Source organism: Pseudomonas sp. PS1(2021) (genome assembly GCF_020405165.1).
In the GTDB taxonomy this organism is placed as follows: Bacteria; Pseudomonadota; Gammaproteobacteria; order Pseudomonadales; family Pseudomonadaceae; genus Pseudomonas; species Pseudomonas aeruginosa.
In genome coordinates this window covers 4,279,780-4,298,505 of sequence record NZ_CP084484.1, presented here as the reverse complement: position 1 = coordinate 4,298,505, position 18,726 = coordinate 4,279,780, and the positions used below count along the sequence as shown (strand labels likewise).

17 protein-coding genes and 1 pseudogene are annotated in these 18,726 nt (G+C 67.7%); 8 read left to right on the top strand and 10 right to left on the bottom strand.

Annotated features, from left to right (window positions below; all coding sequences use genetic code 11):
- Window positions 1–3: 3 nt before the first annotated feature.
- Together LE197_RS20590 and LE197_RS20585 are read right to left on the bottom strand one after the other, a co-directional pair.
- Complete coding sequence (locus tag LE197_RS20590) at window positions 4–1,425, bottom strand: di-heme oxidoredictase family protein (RefSeq protein ID WP_003102642.1); 1,422 nt, start codon at window positions 1,423–1,425, stop codon at window positions 4–6.
- Between the two features lie 162 nt (window positions 1,426–1,587).
- Window positions 1,588–2,928 carry an imelysin family protein gene (locus tag LE197_RS20585; protein WP_003112765.1) on the bottom strand — a complete coding sequence of 447 codons (1,341 nt, stop codon included), beginning with the start codon at window positions 2,926–2,928 and terminating at the stop codon, window positions 1,588–1,590.
- Between the two features lie 193 nt (window positions 2,929–3,121).
- Here LE197_RS20585 and LE197_RS20580 point away from each other — a divergent pair, with 193 nt between their 5' ends.
- Both LE197_RS20580 and LE197_RS20575 read left to right on the top strand, forming a co-directional pair.
- Window positions 3,122–3,694 carry a LemA family protein gene (locus LE197_RS20580; protein ID WP_003094011.1) on the top strand — a complete coding sequence of 191 codons (573 nt, stop codon included), beginning with the start codon at window positions 3,122–3,124 and terminating at the stop codon, window positions 3,692–3,694.
- Between the two features lies 1 nt (window position 3,695).
- Window positions 3,696–4,598, top strand: coding sequence for a GIDE domain-containing protein (locus LE197_RS20575; protein WP_023108736.1), 903 nt, complete (start codon window positions 3,696–3,698; stop codon window positions 4,596–4,598).
- Here LE197_RS20575 and bifA read toward each other — a convergent pair whose 3' ends face one another.
- The 4 genes from bifA to LE197_RS20555 form a co-directional block, all read right to left on the bottom strand.
- Window positions 4,599–6,662, bottom strand: coding sequence for a cyclic-di-GMP phosphodiesterase BifA (bifA, locus tag LE197_RS20570; RefSeq protein ID WP_003094007.1), 2,064 nt, complete (start codon window positions 6,660–6,662; stop codon window positions 4,599–4,601). It abuts the gene before it with no gap.
- Window positions 6,663–6,842: 180 nt separating this feature from the next.
- The gene (sodB, locus tag LE197_RS20565; RefSeq protein WP_003094005.1) at window positions 6,843–7,424 is read right to left on the bottom strand and encodes a superoxide dismutase [Fe]; all 582 of its coding nucleotides are present in this window, start codon (window positions 7,422–7,424) and stop codon (window positions 6,843–6,845) included.
- Between the two features lie 346 nt (window positions 7,425–7,770).
- A complete protein-coding gene (locus LE197_RS20560) occupies window positions 7,771–8,373 on the bottom strand; it encodes a LysE/ArgO family amino acid transporter (RefSeq protein ID WP_003094003.1) in 603 nt (200 codons plus the stop codon).
- Window position 8,374: 1 nt separating this feature from the next.
- A complete protein-coding gene (locus tag LE197_RS20555) occupies window positions 8,375–8,776 on the bottom strand; it encodes an ACT domain-containing protein (protein ID WP_003094000.1) in 402 nt (133 codons plus the stop codon).
- A 97-nt stretch (window positions 8,777–8,873) separates the two neighbouring features.
- Here LE197_RS20555 and LE197_RS20550 point away from each other — a divergent pair, with 97 nt between their 5' ends.
- Window positions 8,874–9,776, top strand: coding sequence for a LysR family transcriptional regulator ArgP (locus LE197_RS20550; RefSeq protein WP_003134688.1), 903 nt, complete (start codon window positions 8,874–8,876; stop codon window positions 9,774–9,776).
- On the opposite strand, the gene LE197_RS20545 is transcribed toward LE197_RS20550, so the two are convergent.
- The gene (locus tag LE197_RS20545; RefSeq protein WP_003093996.1) at window positions 9,777–10,835 is read right to left on the bottom strand and encodes a saccharopine dehydrogenase family protein; all 1,059 of its coding nucleotides are present in this window, start codon (window positions 10,833–10,835) and stop codon (window positions 9,777–9,779) included.
- A 184-nt stretch (window positions 10,836–11,019) separates the two neighbouring features.
- Between LE197_RS20545 and LE197_RS20540 the strand changes: the two genes are divergently transcribed.
- On the top strand, window positions 11,020–12,009 hold the full coding sequence (locus LE197_RS20540) for an NAD-dependent epimerase/dehydratase family protein (protein ID WP_003161488.1): 990 nt from the start codon (window positions 11,020–11,022) through the stop codon (window positions 12,007–12,009).
- On the opposite strand, the gene LE197_RS20535 is transcribed toward LE197_RS20540, so the two are convergent.
- On the bottom strand, window positions 12,010–12,273 hold the full coding sequence (locus tag LE197_RS20535) for a hypothetical protein (protein WP_003103821.1): 264 nt from the start codon (window positions 12,271–12,273) through the stop codon (window positions 12,010–12,012).
- Window positions 12,274–12,563: 290 nt separating this feature from the next.
- Here LE197_RS20535 and LE197_RS20530 point away from each other — a divergent pair, with 290 nt between their 5' ends.
- The 4 genes and pseudogenes from LE197_RS20530 (at window position 12,564) to LE197_RS20515 (ending at window position 16,402) form a co-directional block, all read left to right on the top strand.
- Complete coding sequence (locus LE197_RS20530; protein ID WP_003093989.1) at window positions 12,564–13,400, top strand: ATPase; 837 nt, start codon at window positions 12,564–12,566, stop codon at window positions 13,398–13,400.
- A gap of 215 nt (window positions 13,401–13,615) precedes the next feature.
- Window positions 13,616–13,842: pseudogene (gene feoA, locus LE197_RS20525) on the top strand (ferrous iron transporter A).
- 17 nt (window positions 13,843–13,859) lie between these two features.
- Window positions 13,860–16,160 carry a Fe(2+) transporter permease subunit FeoB gene (gene feoB / locus LE197_RS20520; protein WP_003162928.1) on the top strand — a complete coding sequence of 767 codons (2,301 nt, stop codon included), beginning with the start codon at window positions 13,860–13,862 and terminating at the stop codon, window positions 16,158–16,160.
- On the top strand, window positions 16,160–16,402 hold the full coding sequence (locus LE197_RS20515; protein ID WP_004352915.1) for a FeoC-like transcriptional regulator: 243 nt from the start codon (window positions 16,160–16,162) through the stop codon (window positions 16,400–16,402). The genes feoB and LE197_RS20515 overlap by 1 nt, the downstream gene beginning before the upstream one ends.
- A 60-nt stretch (window positions 16,403–16,462) precedes the next feature.
- Here LE197_RS20515 and LE197_RS20510 read toward each other — a convergent pair whose 3' ends face one another.
- On the bottom strand, window positions 16,463–17,515 hold the full coding sequence (locus LE197_RS20510; protein ID WP_003103810.1) for an alkene reductase: 1,053 nt from the start codon (window positions 17,513–17,515) through the stop codon (window positions 16,463–16,465).
- 36 nt (window positions 17,516–17,551) lie between these two features.
- Window positions 17,552–18,718: an MFS transporter gene (locus LE197_RS20505; protein ID WP_023108734.1), complete on the bottom strand. Its 1,167-nt coding sequence runs from the start codon at window positions 18,716–18,718 to the stop codon at window positions 17,552–17,554.
- Window positions 18,719–18,726 lie beyond the last annotated feature (8 nt).

Here is an 18,726-nt window from a genome sequence, read left to right as displayed (position 1 = left end):
TCCTCAGAGTGAATTCAGGAAGGCCAGCAGGGCGCTGCGCTGGTCGGCGTCGAAGCCGAGCACGTGCCGCTTGGCCGCTTCGGCTTCGCCGCCGTGCCAGAGGATCGCCTCCAGCAGATTGCGGGCGCGCCCGTCGTGGAGGAACTGGGTGTGACCGTTGACCGTTTCGGTCAGGCCGATGCCCCATAGCGGCGGGGTTCGCCAGTCCCGCCCGCTGGCGAGAAATTCCGGGCGATTGTCCGCCAAGCCGTCGCCCATGTCATGCAGCAACAGGTCGGAATAGGGACGAATCCGTTGGTTGGCCAGCTCCGGCTCGCTGGCGTCGGAACCGGTAGTGAAGGCGGGAACGTGGCAGGCCACGCAGTTGGCCTGGGCGAACAGGCGCTTGCCGGCCAGCACCTGCGGGTCGTCCACCTTGCGCCGCGCCGGGACCGCCAGGTTGCGGCTGTAGAACAGCACCTGGGCGAAGATGTTGTCGCTGACTTCCGGCTCGCCGCCGTCGGGCGCCCGGCGGCACTCGACCTGGGCGGCGCTGCAGTCGTCGTGGGGCAGCAGGCTGCTGGTCAGGCCCATGTCGTTGGCGAAGGCGTGCGCGTTCTGCTGCGGGATATCCGGCTGGCCGGCCTTCCAGCCGAAGCGGCCGAGCGCGGTGCGCTGCCGCGCGGCATCCCAGACCTGGTTGGCGCGCCCGCGGATACCGTCGCCGTTGCGGTCGTCCGGATCGGCATTGGCCAGGATCGCCTCTTCGGGAATCGCCTCGAGCAGGCCGAGCCCGATCATCGGCGGGGCGACGCGGGCGGAAAACATCGTCTGCGGATGCATCGGCCCATAGCCGAGCTGGCTGATACGCAGGATCGGCTTGCGCAGTTCGACCTCGGTGCCGTCCTCGAACCTCACCTTCAGCGGCTCGTAGTCCACCCGCACCTTGCCTTCCGGGGCGACGCCGGGAATGCCGACGTCCTGCAACTGGCCGCCGTAGGTCGGCTCGGGAATCACCCCCTGGTGCAACAGGGTCTTGCCGTCCGCAGGGCCGGCCGGGATCGACAGGCGTACCAGCATCGACACCGCGCTGACCGCGTCCGCTCCCGGCGGGTGGCCGCGGCCGTCCTTCACATGGCAGTTCTGGCAGGCGTTGGTATTGAACAGCGGTCCCAGACCGTCGCGCGCGGTGGTGGAGGAAGGGGCGATGACCCAGGGGTTGCGGAAGAAACTGTTGCCCACGCTGAAGTCCAGGCGCCGGCTCGGGGCGAGGTTGGCGGAGGGCAGAGAGAAGGCGTTGCGGTCGCTTTGCAGCACCGTGGTCGCGCCCCCGGACAGGTGTTCGCCGGGCTCGGCGCGCAGCGGTTCGTCGTCGGCGCCGCATCCGCCCAGAAGGAGCGCCGTCAGGAGACAGGCGAGCGGCATGGAAGGTGACGGCAACGACATCGGCGAACATCCCGGACTGCGTAGAAACAGCCCGCAAGCTTACCAGTTGGAGCTAATCAAAATAAGAGGGATTTGCGTTTGTAAAGGCCCGCGAAGTCCGCTTTCGAGGCCCTGAAACGCAGCGTGCGGCCATGGGCCGCACGCTGTTGGCGCAGGAAGGAATCAGAACTCGTGGTCGGCGTTGTCCGGCTTCAGGTCCTGGATACCCAGCTTGCCCGCGGCCTGCTCGATGGCGCCGGTCTGCTTGACCAGGGCCGCGATGGCGTCGCGGATCTTCTGCTGGCCGTCCTTGTTGTCCGGAGCGATCATCTGGTCGAAGTGCACGCCATCCTTCTCGGCGCTGTCGACGATGGCCTGCAGCTTGGCCTCGGTGTCGGCTAGGTCGGCCTTCAGGGTGTCGTTGGCGGCGGCGTCGGCCTTGGCGACCAGGTCGGCCAGGCTCGGGCCCTTGACCACGCTGCCGTCGATGCGCTTGTACTCGCCGAGGTAGATGTTGCGGATGCTCTTGCCGTTGAAGAACAGGGTGTGGTGGGTGTCGTCGCTGAAGCAGTCGTGCTCGTCTTCGGTGGAGTTGGCCTCCAGCGCGACCTTCATGCGCTCGCCGGCCAGTTCGCCGAGGGACAGGCTGCCCATGCCGAAGAACATCTTGCGCAGGCCGGTATCCACCGGTTCGGCCTCCAGCTTGGCGCGGTAGTTGTCGGCGACGCCGGCTTTCCACTGTCCGGCCATGTATTCGAGGTCGCTGACCAGCAGGTCGGTGACGGCCTTCAGGTAGGCGGCACGACGGTCGCAATGGCCGCCGGTGCAGTCCTTGCCCTGGGCATAGTCGGTGGCCGGACGATTGCCGGCGCCGGGACCGGTGCCGTTCAGGTCCTGGCCCCAGAGGAGGAACTCGATGGCGTGGTAGCCGGTGGCGACGTTGGCTTCGGAACCGCCCAGCTCGTTCAGGCTGGCCAGTTTCTCGCCGGTGATTTCCTTGACGTCGATCTTGTCTTCGCCGACCTGGATCTCGGTGTTGGCGACGATGTTGGCGGTGGCGCCAGGGTTGCCCAGGGCGTGCTGGTAGTCCTTGGCGACATAGTCGATCAGGCCTTCGTCCAGCGGCCAGGCGTTAACCTGTCCTTCCCAGTCGTCGATGATCGCGTTGCCGAAGCGGAAGGCTTCGCTCTGGGAGTAGGGGGTACGAGCGGCGAACCAGGCTTCCTTGGCGGCTTTCAGGGTCTCCGCGTCAGGCTTGGCGAGGAACGCGTCGATGGCTTTCTGCAGGTCCTTGGCGGTGCTCAGGGCATCGGCGAAGGTGGCTTCGGCGAGGTCCGCGTAGTTCTTGATCACCGCCTTGGCGGCGGCCTCGTCGACCTTGGCGGCCGGGGCGGCGGCGGGCGCGGCGGGCTGCGTGCTGGCCGCCGGTGTTGCGGGCGCTTCGGCTTTCTTGTCGTCGCCGCAGCCGGCGAGGGAGATGGCGAGGGCCAGCAGACTGGCGGTGGCCAGGGGCATACGAGTCATGGCGGATTCCTTTGCTTTATTGGTGGCGTGCCGAAGCGGCGTGCGCTTGTCGGAAACACCCGCGAGGGCGTTAAAAAACCGCCACATAATGCGAAAGATTTGCATTTTTGAAAAGGGCGCAGCGTGATCGCCGTCGTGCCTGGACATGTCGGGCGCAGCTAGAATGCCAGTATCTTCGTCCGGAGCTCCGTCCATGAGTCTGACCGCTATCGCTTTCTGGGTTGTCCTGCTGCTGCTCGCCGGCTACGCGGTGGTGCTCTACAACGGCCTGGTACGGCTGAAGCACGCTGTGGGCAAGGCCTGGGCCAACATCGACGTGCTCCTCAAGCAGCGCCATGACGAGTTGCCGAAGCTGGTCGAGGCCTGCAAGCAATACATGCAGCACGAGCGCGCCACCCTGGAGCGGGTCATCGCCGCCCGCAACGCCGTCGCCAGCGCCCGCGAGCGCGCCGACGTGAATGCCCTGGGCAAGGCCGAGAGCGGCCTGCGCGCCGGCCTGGGGCAGCTTTTCGCGCTGGCCGAGAACTACCCGCAGCTCAAGGCCAACGAAAGTTTCCAGTTCCTTTCCCAGCGCATCAGCGGCCTGGAGAACGGGATCGCCGATCGCCGCGAGCTGTACAACGAGGCGGTGAACCTGAACAACGTGCGCATCGAGCAATTTCCCGACCTGCTGATCGCCCGTGTCGCTGGCTTCAAGGCCGCCGAGCTGTTGCAGTTCAGCGAGGCGGAGAAGGCCGACGTCGATCTCAAGGCCCTGTTCGGCTGAGATGGACTTCGACCTGCGCTGGCTGTTCATCGCCGCCAGCCTGGGGCTCTGCGCCTGGGCCGGCTGGCAGTTCGTGCACCGCCTTGCCCGGGCGCGTCTGCTCGGCGACGTACCGACCTCGCGGATCCGTTCGGCGGCGCAGGGTTTCGTCGAACTCTACGGGGTGCTCGAGGAGGGCCCGGAAGGCCCGCTGCAGGCTCCCTTGACTGGCAAGCCGTGCCTGTGGTGGCGCTACCGCATCGAAGTCGAGGAAAAGCGCAGTGGCCGCGAGAAGGCCTGGCGCACCGTCGACAAAGGTGCCAGCGAGTCGCCATTCGGCTTGCGCGATGCCACCGATGCCTGCCTGGTCGACCCACGCGGCGCCGAGGTGCGACCCTTGACCCAGCAGCGCTGGGAGGCTTTTCGCGAAGCACCGATCGATACCCTGCGACTGCTGGAGAGCTTCGGCACCCTGGTCGGCGGAGAGCGGCTTTACCGCTACACCGAGGAGCGCCTGCATGTCGGCGAGCCGCTCTATGCGCTGGGCGAATTCCGCAGCAGCGGTGGCGGTCGCCAGGGACTCGATGCCGAACGGGCGCAGGGTGCGGTGATCCGTGAATGGAAGGGCGATTTCCACGGGCTGCTGGCGCGCTTCGACAGCGACGGCAACGGCGAGCTGGACGAGCGCGAATGGAACCGGGTGCGCCTGGCGGCACGGCTGGAGGCCGAGGATCGGCATCGGGCAAGCAGCGCCGCGCCGACCCGCCACCGGCTCGGCAAGCCGGGGGAGGCGCATCCCTTCATTCTCTCCAGCCAGGGCGAGGACGATCTCGCCGTGCAACTGCGCCGCCAGGCGGCGGGGGCCGCGTTGCTCTGCCTGGGCAGCGCGCTATTGGCGGGCTGGCTGTTCAGCCGCCTGTTCTGATCAGGGCCGTTCGCTGCTGGTGGCCTGGCTCAGGCGTCGCGCCTGCTTGAGGTACTGGGTCAGTTCCCTGGCCGGCAGCGGCTTGCTGTATAGGTAGCCCTGACCTTCGTTGCAACCTTCGGCGATGATGTACGCCTCCTGCTCGGCGGTTTCCACGCCCTCGGCGATCACCTGCATGCCCAGGCTCTTGCCGAGCTGGATGATGGCGCGAACGATGGTCGCGTCGTCCTCGTCCTGCAGCAGGTCCTGGACGAAACTCTTGTCGATCTTGATCTTGTCCAGCGGCAGGCTCTTCAGGTAGCTCAGCGAGGAATAGCCGGTGCCGAAATCGTCGATGGCGATCAGCGCGCCGGCGCGGCGCAGGCTGAGGAGGTGCTGGGCGGCAGTGGAGATGTCCTCCATCAGGCCGGTCTCGGTGACTTCCAGCTCCAGGCTGCGCGCCGGCAGGCGGTAGACCTGCAGCAGGTTGCTGACCACCCGTGGCAGGGCGTTGTGGTGGAGCTGCACGGTGGAAAGATTGACCGCCATGCGCAGGTCGTCGAAGCCCTGGTCGTGCCATTCGCGCAACTGCCGGCAGGCCTGGTCGAGCACCCACTCGCCGATGCTGAAGATGCTGCCGTTCTGTTCCGCCAGCGGGATGAACAGGTCCGGCGGGACGAAGCCGTGCAACGGATGTTGCCAGCGCAGCAGCGCCTCGACGCCGACCACGCGGTGGTCGCGGTAGTCCACCTGCGGCTGGTAGACGAGGTGCAGCTCGTGGCGCTGCAGGGCGTCGCGCAGGTCCTTTTCCAGTTCCCGGCGGCGACGCATCTCGCTGTCCACGCTGGCGATGTAGAACTGGTAGCGGTTGCGCGAGCGGGTCTTGGCCAGGGTCATGGTCTGCTCGGCCTTCTGCAGCAGTTTCTCCGTGGTCTCGCCGTCCTCGGGGAACAGGGTGATACCGATGGTGGCGCGCAGGCGCACCTCGTGCTGGTCGATCTCGAACGGCGCTTCCAGGCCGTCGAGGATGCTCTGCGCCAGTTCGGCCGCCTCGTAGGGTTGCTCGATGTCGGCCTGGACCAGGGCGAACTGGTCGCCGCCCAGGCGCGCCAGCGAACCGAGCCGCGCGCTGTGCCCGCGCAGGCGGTCGGCGAGGGCGATCAGCAGCTGGTCGCCGAGCTGGTAGGTGTACTGCTCGTTGATCCCCTTGAAATCGTCGAGGCCCAGGCACAGCACTGCCACCCGGCGCTGCTGGCGGCCGGCGCCGTCGAGGATCTGGTCGAGTTGCTGCTGCAGCAACTGGCGGTTCGGCAGGCCGGTGAGGAAGTCGTACTGGGAAATGCGCAGCAGGTTGTCCTCGGCCTCGCGGCGCAGGTGGCTGTTGCTTTCGATCGAGGCGAGCAACTGGTTGGCGGTGGTCACCCAGAGCCCCAGCTCGTTGCGTTCGTGCCCCTTGAGCAGCGGCAACTGGTGCTGGCTGGGGCGGTCGGGATTGATGCTGACCAGGTGCTCGATGATCTTCGACAGCGGCTTGGTCAGCATCCAGTGGTAGACCAGGAACAGCACCAGGCCCATGGCCAGGGCGCGGAGAATGCCGGAGATGAAGATGATTTCCGAAGTGGTGACGAAGTTCTCGCCGTAGGGCGCGGTGTCCAGGGTGATCTTCAGGTCGCCGTAGTATTCGCTATAGGGCGGGCGGCCGATCAGTCGAATGCTGAAGGTGCGTTCCTGGCCGAGGATCGGGTCGGTCAGCCAGCGCGTCGGCAGGTCCAGCAGCGGCCTGGATTTCTCCGCCAGCATCGGCTCGCCGGGATGGCCGATGCTCGCCTGGCGCACCGCCTCGTGCTGGAACAGGCCTTCGAGGACCTGCATCGCCATTTCCCGGTCGAGGCTGTAGACCGCCTGGGTGGAAGGGTCGCGGACCATCGCGAGGATGCGTTGGGCGTCGCTGCTCACCGCCTGCTTGGCCTTGTAGGCGTCAAAGACGATCTGCGCGCAACTGAGCACTACGCCAACGGCTAGCGCCGCCAGTAGCACGACACGCAGCAGCTTGAGCGAGAGGCTGTGTCGGGAGTCCAGTTTCAAGGGGCCTTCCTTGTTCGTCGCCAGGGCGAAAGACAAGCCGGTAGGAAGAGCTTGTTTACCTCAAGAGGCTATCACGAGCGAAGGTCTACCAGTTCCTGAGGGTAGACGATGGCTCCTGGACCGCAGATTAAAACGAAAAAGCCCGGCGAATGCCGGGCTTTTTCGTGGTTCTGATCAGACTCAGGCAGCGAAATTCTTCGCTACGAAGTCCCAGTTGACCAGGTTCCAGAACGCCTCGACGTACTTCGGGCGCAGGTTGCGGTAGTCGATGTAGTAGGCGTGTTCCCAGACGTCGCAGGTCAGCAGCGGGGTGTCGCCGCTGGTCAGCGGGTTGCCGGCACCGATGGTGCTGGCCAGGGCCAGGGAGCCGTCGGCCTTCTTCACCAGCCAGCCCCAGCCGGAACCGAAGGTGCCGACGGAAGTCTTGGTGAACTCTTCCTTGAACTTGTCGAAGGAGCCGAAGGCGGCGTTGATGGCGTCGGCCAGGGCGCCGGTGGGCTGGCCACCGCCGTTCGGGCTCAGGCAGTTCCAGTAGAAGGTGTGGTTCCACACCTGGGCGGCGTTGTTGAAGATGCCGCCGGAGGAGCTCTTGACGATCTCTTCGAGGCTCTTGCCTTCGAACTCGGTGCCCGGGATCAGGTTGTTCAGGTTCACCACGTAGGTGTTGTGGTGCTTGTCGTGGTGGTATTCCAGGGTTTCTGCGGAAATGTGCGGCTCAAGGGCGTTCTTTTCGTAAGGCAGCGGCGGCAATTCGAAAGCCATGGTGTCTCTCCTATTCTTCCTCAGGTCAGGACTGGCGCGGCTAGCGCGCGACCGGTTCACGGGGCCGGTCCGATGCCTGTCCGGGAGCCCGTCCTGGATCCCCGGGGGGACGTTCGGCGGAGCGCTCCGGAAAGGGCGCCGGGTGCGACTCGGAGCCTAGGCTCCCAGTGCCGCGAACTCCGGATCATAGCACCCGTGTCGGGGCATATCCACGCAGCAACTGTAGGGGCAAAGGCCGGCGGCGGCGCGCTGCGACAGGCTTCTGCAAGCTCGCCGGCGAACACCGCCGCATTCTCTCTGGACTGCCTGGCGGCGCGAGGGTTCGCTCGGGAAGACGGAAACTGCGTTATCCCCGGAACAGCAGTTGCGCGGCCATGCCCAGCATCATGGCCGCCACCATCAGGTCGAGCAGGCGCCAGGTGGCCGGGCGCGCCAGCCAGGGGGCCAGCCATGCCGCGCCGAGGGCGAGGGCGAAGAACCACATCAGCGAGGCGCTGGCCGCGCCGAGGGCATAGGCGCCCGGCGCGGCCTGCTGGGCGCCGAGCGAACCGATCAGAAGTACGGTATCGAGATAGACGTGGGGGTTGAGCAGGGTGACCGCCAGTGCCGCCAGAAGCACCGCCTTGCGCGAGCGTGGCCCGGTTTCCGCTGCGTTGCCGAGAGCGTCCGGGCGCAACGCGCGAAGCAGCGCCTTGAGCCCGTACCAGGTCAGGAAGGCGATCCCGCCCCAGCGGGCGATGGCCAGCAGCGTCGGGTTTTCCAGCAGCAGCTTGGCCAGGCCGAACACGCCGAGGCTGACCAGCACCGCGTCGCAGAACACGCAGAGCGCGGCCACCGAGAGGTGATGCTCGCGGCGCAGGCTCTGCGCGAGAACGAAGGCATTCTGCGCGCCGATGGCGATGATCAGGCCGGCAGCCACCAGGATGCCGTTGAGATAGCTCTGCCACATGTCAGTGTGCCTCCGCCGCCAGCCGCTGGAGCACGGCGAGGGCGCGCCGGCCCTCGTCGCGGGCGACGAACAGGTGGTCGTGGAAATAGCCGGCCATCACGTTGCAACTGATCCCGGCTTCGGCCAGCGCCGTGGCGAAGGCGGCGGTCAGGCCCACCGCCGCCAGCGAGGAGTGCACCGTCAGGGTGATCCAGGCCGCCACGTATTCGTAGGGCAGGCCCAGGCGTTCGGCCTGCCGGCGTTCGAGCACCAGGGTCAGGCCCTCGCGCTCGCGGAAGCTGGCGAGCGGCTCGGCGCCGTTCGGCAGCGCGCCATCGGCGCAGGTACAGAACACATAGTCGCCGGGATTGAGTTCGGGAGTGAGCGTGCGCAGCAGGGTGCGCAGCGAGGTTTCGCCAGCCATGGTCGGTCCGCGTCGGGTGGATCGGAAAAGTGCTGGCGAGTGTGGCCGCGGGCGGTTTATAAGGAAAACGAATCCTGCTGATCTCTCATTAGGAAAACTGATTTTGTTCGACTACAAGTTGCTCGCCGCGCTGGCCGCGGTGGTGGAGCAGGGCGGTTTCGAGCGCGCCGCACAGGCGCTGGGGCTGTCGCAATCGGCGGTATCGCAGCGGATCAAGCTGCTCGAGGCGCGGGTCGGCCAGCCGGTCCTGGTGCGCGAGACGCCGCCGCATCCCACCGATCTCGGGCGCCGCCTGCTCAACCATGTGCAGCAGGTGCGGCTGCTGGAGGGCGACCTGCAGCGCTGGGTGCCTAACCTGGATGAAGGCGGTGCCCCGGAACGCCTGCGCATCGCTCTCAACGCCGATAGCCTGGCGACCTGGTGGGCCGCCGCGGTGGGCGATTTCTGCGCCGAGCGGCGGGTGCTGCTGGACCTTGTGGTGGAGGACCAGGAGGTCGGGCTCAAGCGCATGCGCGCGGGCGAAGTGGCCGGCTGCGTCTGCGGTAGCCCGCGGCCGGTGGCCGGCGCGCGTTCGCTGCTGCTCGGAGCCATGCGTTATCGCGGCCTGGCCAGCCCGGATTTCATTGCCCGGCACTTTCCCCGCGGGGTCGAGGCGGCCGCCCTGGCCGGTGTGCCGGCGATCGTGTTCGGCCCGGACGACCTGCTGCAACACCGCTTTCTCAAGGACCTCGGCGTCGAGGGCGGTTTCATCCACCACCTCTGCCCGTCCTCGGAAGGTTTCGTCCGCCTCACCGCCGGCGGTCTCGGCTGGGGCCTGGTGCCGGAGCGCCAGGTGCAAGGCGAGCTGGCGCGCGGCGAACTGGTCGAGCTGCTGCCCGGCCAGGTCATCGACGTACCGTTGTACTGGCACTACTGGCGCAACGGCGGCGAACTGCTCGCGTCGCTCACCGAGCACCTGCTCGCCCGCGCCGGCGACGGCTTGGTGCGGGTGTCAGGCTGATCAGCCGATGACGGTGATTCGTCCGGAGCCGGGCAACGATTCGACGCAGCGCGCGCCGAGCAACCGCGATGGCGTGAAATAGCCGCCGGGACCCTGGTAGTCCAGCAGGTGGCGCACTGCCAGGAGCACGCCGTGCAGGGTCAGGTCGTACACGTTGGCCGTCTCCAGGCGCGCCGTGCGGCGTTCGCCGCGGGCGTTGCGCGCCTCGCCCCAGACCCAGGTGCGCAGGCGCTCGCGGGCCGCCTGGTCGGGGCCGGCGATGCGTTTGTCGACCTGCCCCTTGAGCCAGTCCTGGACCCGTTGCCGACCGAGCAGCGGACGCAGCGGATCGATCAGGCGCATGCCCAGGGCCAGCAGCGGCGGCGCCGGCAGGTAGACCTCGATGTCCGGGATGCCGGTGCTGTAGTAGGCGGTGGCCACGTCGCCCCAGGGAATCGTCACGGCGTGCCGCAGGCCGCGGCCGAAATCGATGTCGCGGCGCTTGTAGCCCAACGGCACGTCGCGCAGGCGGCCATTCTCGCGGATCTTGCCGCCGAACTTGAGGCCTTCGACGCTGGTCTTCGCGGTTCCCGTCGAAAGCCCGCTGCCGGTGTCGAAGCCCAGCGCCAGCCGTTGCGCGTCCGGCAGCGCCTCCTTCAGGCAGGCGGCCAGGCAATCGGTGGGGATCACATCGAAGCCGACGCCCGGGCAGACCACGATGCCGGCCTCGCGGGCCTCGGCGTCGCCGGCGTGGGCCTGCTCGAACACCGCGATCTCTCCAGTGATATCCACGTAGTGGGTGCCGGCGGCGCGGCAGGCGGCGATCATCGGCGTGCTGGTGGCAGAGAACGGACCGGCGCAATGGGCCACCACCTTCACCTGGTCCAGGGCTTCGCGGCAGGCCTGCGGATCCCCCAGGTCGAAGACCCGGCACTCCAGCCCGAGCTGGCTGCCGAGCGCGTGCAGGGCGGCCGGGTTGCGTCCGCCGAGGAGCGGCGTCAGGCCCTCGCGCTGCGCCTGTTCAGCGACCAGCCGGCCGGTGTAGCCGTTGGCGCCGTAGATCATCCAGTGACTGGCCATGGTGCGTCTCCCAGCGTGCAGGTGGCTTTCAGGTTAGACCTTGTAGCGCGCAGCGCCGCTTCTGTCGCCCAACGCAAGTCGTGCCGGCGGCCCGCAAGGTCGTTGTTCTGGCATGCTGTGCCAGTGGTGGCGCGGCTCCGGGTTGCTAGAGTCGCGGCACAAGAAGAACAACGGGAGAAACGCAATGCGGATTCTGGTAACGGGGGCGACGGGCTTCATCGGCGGGCGTTTCGCTCGCTTCGCCCTGGAGCAGGGCCTGTCGGTACGGGTCAGCGGTCGTCGTGCGGACGCGGTGGAACATCTGGTGGCGCGGGGCGCCGAGTTCGTTCCCGGCGACCTCGCCGACCCGGCGCTGGTCCTGCGCCTCTGCGAGGATGTCGAGGCGGTGGTGCATTGTGCCGGCGCGGTCGGAGTCTGGGGACCGCGCGAACGCTTCCTGGCGGCCAACGTCGGGCTTGCCGAGAGCGTCGTCGAGGCCTGCATGCGGCAAAAGGTGCGGCGCCTGGTGCATCTGTCGTCGCCGTCGATCTATTTCGACGGGCGCGACCACCTGGACCTGAACGAAGAGTACGTACCCCGGCGTTTTTCCGACCATTACGGGGCGACCAAGTACCAGGCCGAGCAACTGGTGCTCAGCGCCCGCGACCTGGGCCTGGAAGTGTTGGCGCTGCGTCCGCGCTTCGTGGTCGGCGCCGGCGACACCAGCATCTTCCCGCGAATGATCCAGGCCCACCGCAAGGGACGCCTGCGGATCCTCGGCAACGGCCTGAACCGGGTCGACTTCACCAGCGTGCACAATCTCAACGACGCGCTGTTCAGTTGCCTGCTGGCCGGCGAGCCGGCGCTGGGCAAGGTCTACAACATCAGCAACGGGCAGCCGGTACCGTTCTGGGATGCGGTCAACTACGTGATGCGCCAGCTCGACCTGCCGCCGGTCGGCGGTCACCTGCCGTATGCCGTCGGCTATGGCCTGGCGGCGTTCAACGAAGGCGTCTGCCGGATCCTGCCGGGGCGCCCGGAGCCGGTGCTGTTCCGCCTGGGCATGGCGGTGATGGCGAAGAACTTCACCCTGGACATCAACCGCGCCCGCGAATACCTCGACTACGACCCGCGGGTCAGCCTGTGGACCGCGCTCGACGAGTTCTGCGCCTGGTGGCGCGCCCAGGGACTCTGATCAGCCGCGCAGCGGGCCGGCGTATTGTCGGCTCGGCGCCTGCGCGGGCAACAGGGAAGGTTCCGCCGGCGGCAGCGCGACCCCGCTGAGCCTGCCGAGGCGCTGTCCCAGCTCCCGCGTCGTCGCATCGCCGGAGCGGGCGCAGGCCGCCTGCATCGCGGCGATCGCATCGCGTTGCTGAAAGTGGATATCCAGCGCCTGTTCCTCGCGCAGGCGTCGGCGCACGGCGCGCATGCAATCCAGCAAGGATTTGTTCAACTCCATGCATCCTCCGGCTCTCGAATCTGCCCGGCAATGCCCAGGCAAGCGACGTGCCATGCGGGCCGCGGACCAGCGCCGGCGTGCGGGGCGGGGAACCGCTGGCGGCCTGCGGCGGTCTGTGCCGGACAACGTTCGCTCCGTCTTGGGGCGCACGGCTTCGCGGTGGAGCGCCCCGGTCCGGCAATTTGCTTCGAGCAGACGCTGAAGGGGCGGGGCCGAACCGATATAATGCGCCATTCGGCCCTTTCTCCAGGCCTCCGGCAGGATGCCGTTCCCCTTCACAGGTTTTCACCATGCGTAACGATGCTTTCGACGAACTCGACGATGTGCCCAGCCTGACCACCGATGCTGCCGACCGTGATGAATTCGGCCACCACCCGCGGCACGTCTACGAACCGGAGCAGCGCCGGGTCGTCGACACCAAGGAGCGCCGTCCGGCCTCTACCGGCCCGCTCTGGGCCCTGCTCGGGGCGATGCTGATCGCCCTCGCCGGGGTGGGTTGGTGGAGCCACCAGCAAATCAGCCTGATGGAACAGCAGTTGGTGGCGACCCAGGAAAGCTTCGTAAGGATCAGCGAAGAAGCCGCCGGGCGCCTCGACGACATTCGCGGCAAGGTGGTCGCCAGCGAGTCCAGCGTCACCAGCGAACGCGAGGCGCTGCGCCTGCAGGTCAAGCAACTGCAGGAGAAACTCGGCAGCCAGGAACGCCAGCAGGCCGATGTGAGCAACCAGTTCGGCGGCCAGGGCAAACGCCTCGACCAACTGGCCAGCGATCTCAAGGCCCAGCAGGAAAGCGCGGCGCAACTGGTCGCGCAACTGGACGGCAAGCTGCAGACACTGGCCGCCGAACAGGAGAAGCTGAAAGCCCTGCAGGTCGAACTGGGCAAGACCAACGAGCAACTCAAGGCCCTCGGCGGCGATGTCGCGGCGCTGAAGAAGCAGGGCAACCCGAGCCAGACGATCAAGGGTATCCAGGACGACCTGCTGGTATTGCGCAGCCAGCTCGACAACCGCCCGGCCCAGGGCGGCAATACCGCCGAGTTCGACGCCTTCCGCACCCAGGTGATGCGCAACATCAACACCCTCCAGGCCCAGGTGCAGAACCTGCAGCAGCAGCTCAATACCCGCTGACCCCTTGCGCCGCCAGCCGCCCGTCGCACCGGGCGCTGGCGGCGACAGTTCGCCGCGCCCGGCGAAAATCCCCGCTTCCATTGCTCTGGATCAGCGAATCCGCTGCTCCTCCACTCCGATACTGCGTCCTTAAGCGAGCCTTAAGTGAGAGTCGTTTAGATTCTCGGTCACCGGCCAGGGAGGCCATTGGTCCCTTCCTCTGCCTGGAATCCGCCATGAGCGCATTGCAACCGTCCCGTTCCTACCGCATCACCGGTTATTCCCCGCCATCAGCAACGGCTATCGCCAACGCCTGTTCTCCATGGGGCTTCTGCCCGGCGCGGCGCTGCGCGTGGTGCGCATCGCCCCGCTGGGCGACCCGATCCAGGTCGAGACCCGCCAGACCAGCCTGGCGCTGCGGCGCAAGGACCTCACCCTGCTGACCCTCGTCCCGCTCGACTGACCCCGCCCGGAATCCCCATGACCGCATTGACCCTCGGCCTGATCGGCAATCCCAACTCCGGCAAGACCACCCTGTTCAACCAGCTCACCGGCTCGCGCCAGCGGGTCGGCAACTGGGCCGGCGTCACCGTGGAGCGCAAGGAGGGTGCGTTCCATACCGTCCGTCACGCGGTGCGCCTGGTCGACCTGCCCGGCACCTATTCGTTGACCAGCGTTTCCGCCCAGGCCTCGCTGGACGAGCAGATCGCCTGCCGCTACATCGCCAGCGGCGAAGTGGACGTGCTGGTCAACGTGGTGGATGCGGCGAACCTGGAGCGCAACCTGTACCTCACGGTGCAGCTGCGGGAGATGGGCATCCCCTGCATCGTCGCGCTGAACATGCTCGACATCGCCCGTAGCCAGCGCATCCGCATCGATATCGACGGTCTGGCGCGGCGTCTCGGTTGCCCGGTGGTACCGCTGGTATCCACCCGCGCCGATGGCATCGACGAACTGAAGGCGGCCATCGACTCCCTACAGCTCCCGCAGGCGGCGCTGGCGGTGGACTACCCGCCGGCCATCCAGGCGCAGGTCGGCTACCTCCTGGAAACGCGCGCTCCGGCGGCCTCGGCCATCGAGCCGCGCTGGCTGGCGTTACAGGCGCTGGAAGGCGACATCTTCAACGGCCCGGCGCTGGGCTTGCCGCCCGCCACCCTGGAACAGGCGCGCCAGGGCTGCGGTGAGGAGCCCGAGCTGGCGATCGTCGATGCGCGCTACCGGCTGATCGGCGAGATCTGCGCGGCGGTCTGCGACCACCAGCAGGCTCAGCCGCACCGGCTGACCCAATGGCTCGACCGGGTCGTCCTGAATCGCTGGCTGGGTCTGCCGATCTTCCTGCTGGTGATGTACCTGATGTTCTTCTTCGCCATCAACATCGGCGGGGCGCTACAGCCGATCTTCGACAAGGGCTCGTCGGCGATCTTCATCGACGGCATCCAGTGGCTGGGTATCCGCTTCGGCCTGCCCGATTGGCTCACGGTGTTCCTCGCCCAGGGCATCGGTGGCGGGGTCAACACGGTGTTGCCGCTGGTGCCGCAGATCGGCTTGATGTACCTGTTCCTCTCGCTGCTCGAGGATTCCGGCTACATGGCACGCGCGGCCTTCGTCATGGACCGCCTGATGCAGGCGCTGGGCCTGCCGGGCAAGTCGTTCGTGCCGCTGATCGTCGGTTTCGGCTGCAACGTACCGTCGATCATGGGCGCGCGGACCCTGGACGCGCAGCGCGAGCGGCTGATTACCATCATGATGGCGCCGTTCATGTCCTGCGGCGCGCGCCTGGCGATCTTCGCCGTATTCGCCGGGGCCTTCTTCGGCCAGGGCGGCGCGCTGGTGATCTTCTCCCTGTACCTGCTCGGCATCGTCGTGGCGATCCTCACCGGGCTGTTGCTCAAGCACACCTTGATGCGCGGCGAGGCCTCGCCGTTCGTCATGGAACTGCCGCTGTACCATGTGCCACACCTTAAGAGCCTGCTGCTGCAGACCTGGTCGCGCCTGCGCGGCTTCGTGGTGCGGGCCGGCAAGGTGATCATCCTGGTCAGCCTGGTGATCGGCGGCCTGAACAGCATCACCCTCGACGGCAAGCCGGTGCAGGGCGACATCGGCCATTCCGCGCTGGCCAGCGTCAGCCAGCGTCTCACTCCGCTGCTGGCGCCGCTCGGGGTGCAGCCGGACAACTGGCAGGCCACCGTCGGCCTGGTCACCGGGGCGATGGCCAAGGAAGTGGTGGTCGGCACCCTGAACACCCTCTACACCGCCGAGCAGATCCAGGGCGAGGCCTTCGACTACGAAGGCTACGACCTGCCCGGGCAACTGCGCGACGCCCTGGTCGAGACCTGGGACGGCCTGGTCGATACCTTCAGCCTCAGCGTGCTGGCCAACCCGGTGGAGGCGAGCATGGCCGACGGCGACATGGAGACCGGCTCGATGGGCACCATGGCGAGCAAGTTCGGCAGCCCCATCGCGGCCTACAGCTATCTGGTCTTCGTCCTGCTCTACGTGCCCTGCGTGACCGCCATGGGCGCGATCGCCCGGGAAAGCAGCAAGGGCTGGATGGCTTTCTCGGTGCTCTGGGGGCTGAACGTCGCCTACTCGCTGGCGACCCTCTGCTACCAGGTCGCCACCTTCGCCGCGCACCCCGAGCGTAGCGTCCTGACCATCGCCGTGGTGCTGCTCTTCAACCTGATCCTGATGACCTGCCTGCGTCTGTTCGGCCGCGAGCAGGTACTGCAACTGCCAGGCCGAATGGCCGATGCCCCGAGCGGGCAGGGAGGATGTCACTGATGGCGACACTCATGCAGATCCGCGCCGCCCTGGAAGACGGCCAGGCGCGTGGGCTGAAACAGCTCAGCCGCCAGGTGGACGCGCCGCCGGCGCTGGTGGAGGCGATCCTGGAGCGGCTGATCGCGCTCGGCAAGGTCGAGCGGGTGGCTGCGCAAAGCTCGGGCGGTTGCGGCGGTGGTTGCAAGGGCTGCGCCCAGCGCGATCCGTGCGCGGAACCGGAGCCGCATTTCCGCCTGCGCTAGACGGGCAAAGCACAGAGCCCGCCACGGCAAGCGTGGCGGGCTCTGTGCTGGCTGGCGCGATCAGGCCAGGGTCGGATAGTCCAGGTAGCCTTCGGTGCCGCCGGTATAGAAGGTCTCCGGGCGCGGCGGGTTCAGTTCGGCGCCTTGGCGCAGGCGTTCGACCAGGTCCGGGTTGGCGATGAAGGGGACGCCGAAGGCCACCGCATCGGCGTCGCCCTTGGCCAGGATGGCGTTGGCGCTGTCGAGGGTGAACTGCTCGTTGGCGATGTAGGGTCCGCCGAAGGCTTTCTTCAGGGCTACGCCGATGCTGTCGTCGGCCTGCGCTTCGCGGGCGCAGATGAAGGCGATGCCGCGCTTGCCCAGCTCACGGGCGACATGGCTGAAGGTTTCCAGGCGGTTGGAATCGCCCATGTCGTGGGAGTCGGCACGCGGCGCCAGGTGTACGCCGACGCGCTGGGCGCCCCATACGGAGATCGCCGCGTCGGTGACTTCCAGCAGCAGGCGCGCGCGGTTCTCGATGGAGCCGCCGTAGCGGTCGGTGCGCTTGTTGGTGCTGTCCTGGAGGAACTGGTCGAGCAGGTAGCCGTTGGCGCCGTGGATCTCCACGCCGTCGAAGCCGGCGGCCTTGGCCCGCTCGGCGCCCTGGCGGTAGGCCTCGACGATGTCGGCGATCTCCTCGGTGTCCAGCGCGCGCGGGGTGACGTAGGGACGCTTCGGGCGCACCAGGCTGACGTGCCCCTCGGCGGCGATGGCGCTCGGCGCCACCGGCAGCTCGCCATTCAGGTAGAGCGGATCGGAAATCCGCCCGACGTGCCAGAGTTGCAGGAAGATGCGCCCGCCGGCGGCGTGCACCGCCTTGGTCACGTTGCTCCAGCCACGGACCTGGTCATCGGACCAGATGCCGGGGGTGTCGGGATAGCCTACGCCCATCGGCGTGACCGCGGTGGCCTCGCTGAGGATCAGGCCGGCATCGGCGCGCTGGGCGTAGTACTCGGCCATCAGGGCGTTGGGCACGCGGCCTTCATCGGCGCGGCAGCGGGTCAGCGGCGCCATGACGATGCGGTTGGGCAGCTCGAGGTCGCCGAGCACGATGGGATCGAACAGAGTAGCCATGGAACATCCTCCACTAGGGAATAGACGGACAGGGGATCAATCGAGGACCGGCTGCGCCTGGGCGCGGCCGTTTCCGGAAAAGGCGATCAGGGTGGCCAGCAGCGCCAGCGCGGCCAGCGCGGCGGCGGCCAGCGGCACGCGGGTCAGGCCCAGGCCGTGGTCGATGACGCTGCCGCCGACCCAGGCGCCGAGCGCGTTGCCGACGTTGAAGGCGCCGATGTTCAGGGTCGCCACCAGGTTCGGCGCGGCATGCCCGACGCGGACCACGTTGACCTGCAGCGCGGGCACCGCGGCGAAGGCGGCGGCGGCCCAGAAGAACAGGGTGATCTCCGCCGGCAGCAGGGCCTGGCTGGTCCAGCTGAACAGCGCCGAGACCAGCGCCATGGCGGCGAACACCGCGGCCATGGTGGTGCCCAGGCGCCAGTCGGCGAGGCGGCCGCCTATCACGTTGCCGACGGTCAGGCCGACGCCGATCAGCAGCAGGGTCCAGGTCACGCCGCGCGGGCTGACCCCGGTGACTTCGCCGAGCAGCGGCGCGACGTAGGTGAACAGGGCGAACATCGAGGCGGCGAACAGCACGGTGGTGCCCAGGGCCAGCCACAGCGACGGGTTCTTCAGCGCGGACATTTCCTGGCGCAGGTCGACCTTCTCTTCCTCGCGGTCGTTTGGCAGCACCCTGGCCAGGCCGACGAAGGCGACCACGCCGATCAGGGTCACCACCCAGAAGGTCGCGCGCCAGCCGGCTTCCTGGCCGAGCGCGGTACCCAGCGGCACGCCGAGCACGTTGGCCAGGGTCAGGCCGGTGAACATCAGGGCCACGGCGGAAGCGCGGCGGTTCGGCGCCACCAGGTTGGCGGCGACCACCGAGCCGATGCCGAAGAAGGCGCCATGGCAGAGCGCGGTGACGATCCGCGCCAGCATCAGCAGGCCGTAGTTGGCGGCCACCGCGCAGAGCAGGTTGCCGACGATGAAGATGCCCATCAGCGCGAGCAGGGCTTTCTTGCGTTCCAGGCGGGCGGTGGCCATGGCCATCAGCGGGGCGCCGAAGGCCACGGCGAAGGCGTAGCCGCTGATCAGCCAGCCGGCGCTGGGAATGGATACCCGCAGGTCGCCGGCGACCTGCGGCAGCAGGCCCATGATGACGAATTCGGTGGTACCGATGGCAAAGGCGGATAAAGCGAGGACGAGAAGAGACGCCGGCATCGGTCGAG

Coding starts and splice junctions, on each gene's coding strand:
- LE197_RS20590 (WP_003102642.1), bottom strand. CDS start 1,425: ATGTCGTTGCCGTCACCTTCCATGCCGCTCGCCTGTCTCCTGACGGCG.
- LE197_RS20585 (WP_003112765.1), bottom strand. CDS start 2,928: ATGACTCGTATGCCCCTGGCCACCGCCAGTCTGCTGGCCCTCGCCATC.
- LE197_RS20580 (WP_003094011.1), top strand. CDS start 3,122: ATGAGTCTGACCGCTATCGCTTTCTGGGTTGTCCTGCTGCTGCTCGCC.
- LE197_RS20575 (WP_023108736.1), top strand. CDS start 3,696: ATGGACTTCGACCTGCGCTGGCTGTTCATCGCCGCCAGCCTGGGGCTC.
- sodB (WP_003094005.1), bottom strand. CDS start 7,424: ATGGCTTTCGAATTGCCGCCGCTGCCTTACGAAAAGAACGCCCTTGAG.
- LE197_RS20560 (WP_003094003.1), bottom strand. CDS start 8,373: ATGTGGCAGAGCTATCTCAACGGCATCCTGGTGGCTGCCGGCCTGATC.
- LE197_RS20555 (WP_003094000.1), bottom strand. CDS start 8,776: ATGGCTGGCGAAACCTCGCTGCGCACCCTGCTGCGCACGCTCACTCCC.
- LE197_RS20545 (WP_003093996.1), bottom strand. CDS start 10,835: ATGGCCAGTCACTGGATGATCTACGGCGCCAACGGCTACACCGGCCGG.
- LE197_RS20540 (WP_003161488.1), top strand. CDS start 11,020: ATGCGGATTCTGGTAACGGGGGCGACGGGCTTCATCGGCGGGCGTTTC.
- LE197_RS20535 (WP_003103821.1), bottom strand. CDS start 12,273: ATGGAGTTGAACAAATCCTTGCTGGATTGCATGCGCGCCGTGCGCCGA.
- LE197_RS20530 (WP_003093989.1), top strand. CDS start 12,564: ATGCGTAACGATGCTTTCGACGAACTCGACGATGTGCCCAGCCTGACC.
- feoB (WP_003162928.1), top strand. CDS start 13,860: ATGACCGCATTGACCCTCGGCCTGATCGGCAATCCCAACTCCGGCAAG.
- LE197_RS20515 (WP_004352915.1), top strand. CDS start 16,160: ATGGCGACACTCATGCAGATCCGCGCCGCCCTGGAAGACGGCCAGGCG.
- LE197_RS20510 (WP_003103810.1), bottom strand. CDS start 17,515: ATGGCTACTCTGTTCGATCCCATCGTGCTCGGCGACCTCGAGCTGCCC.
- LE197_RS20505 (WP_023108734.1), bottom strand. CDS start 18,718: ATGCCGGCGTCTCTTCTCGTCCTCGCTTTATCCGCCTTTGCCATCGGT.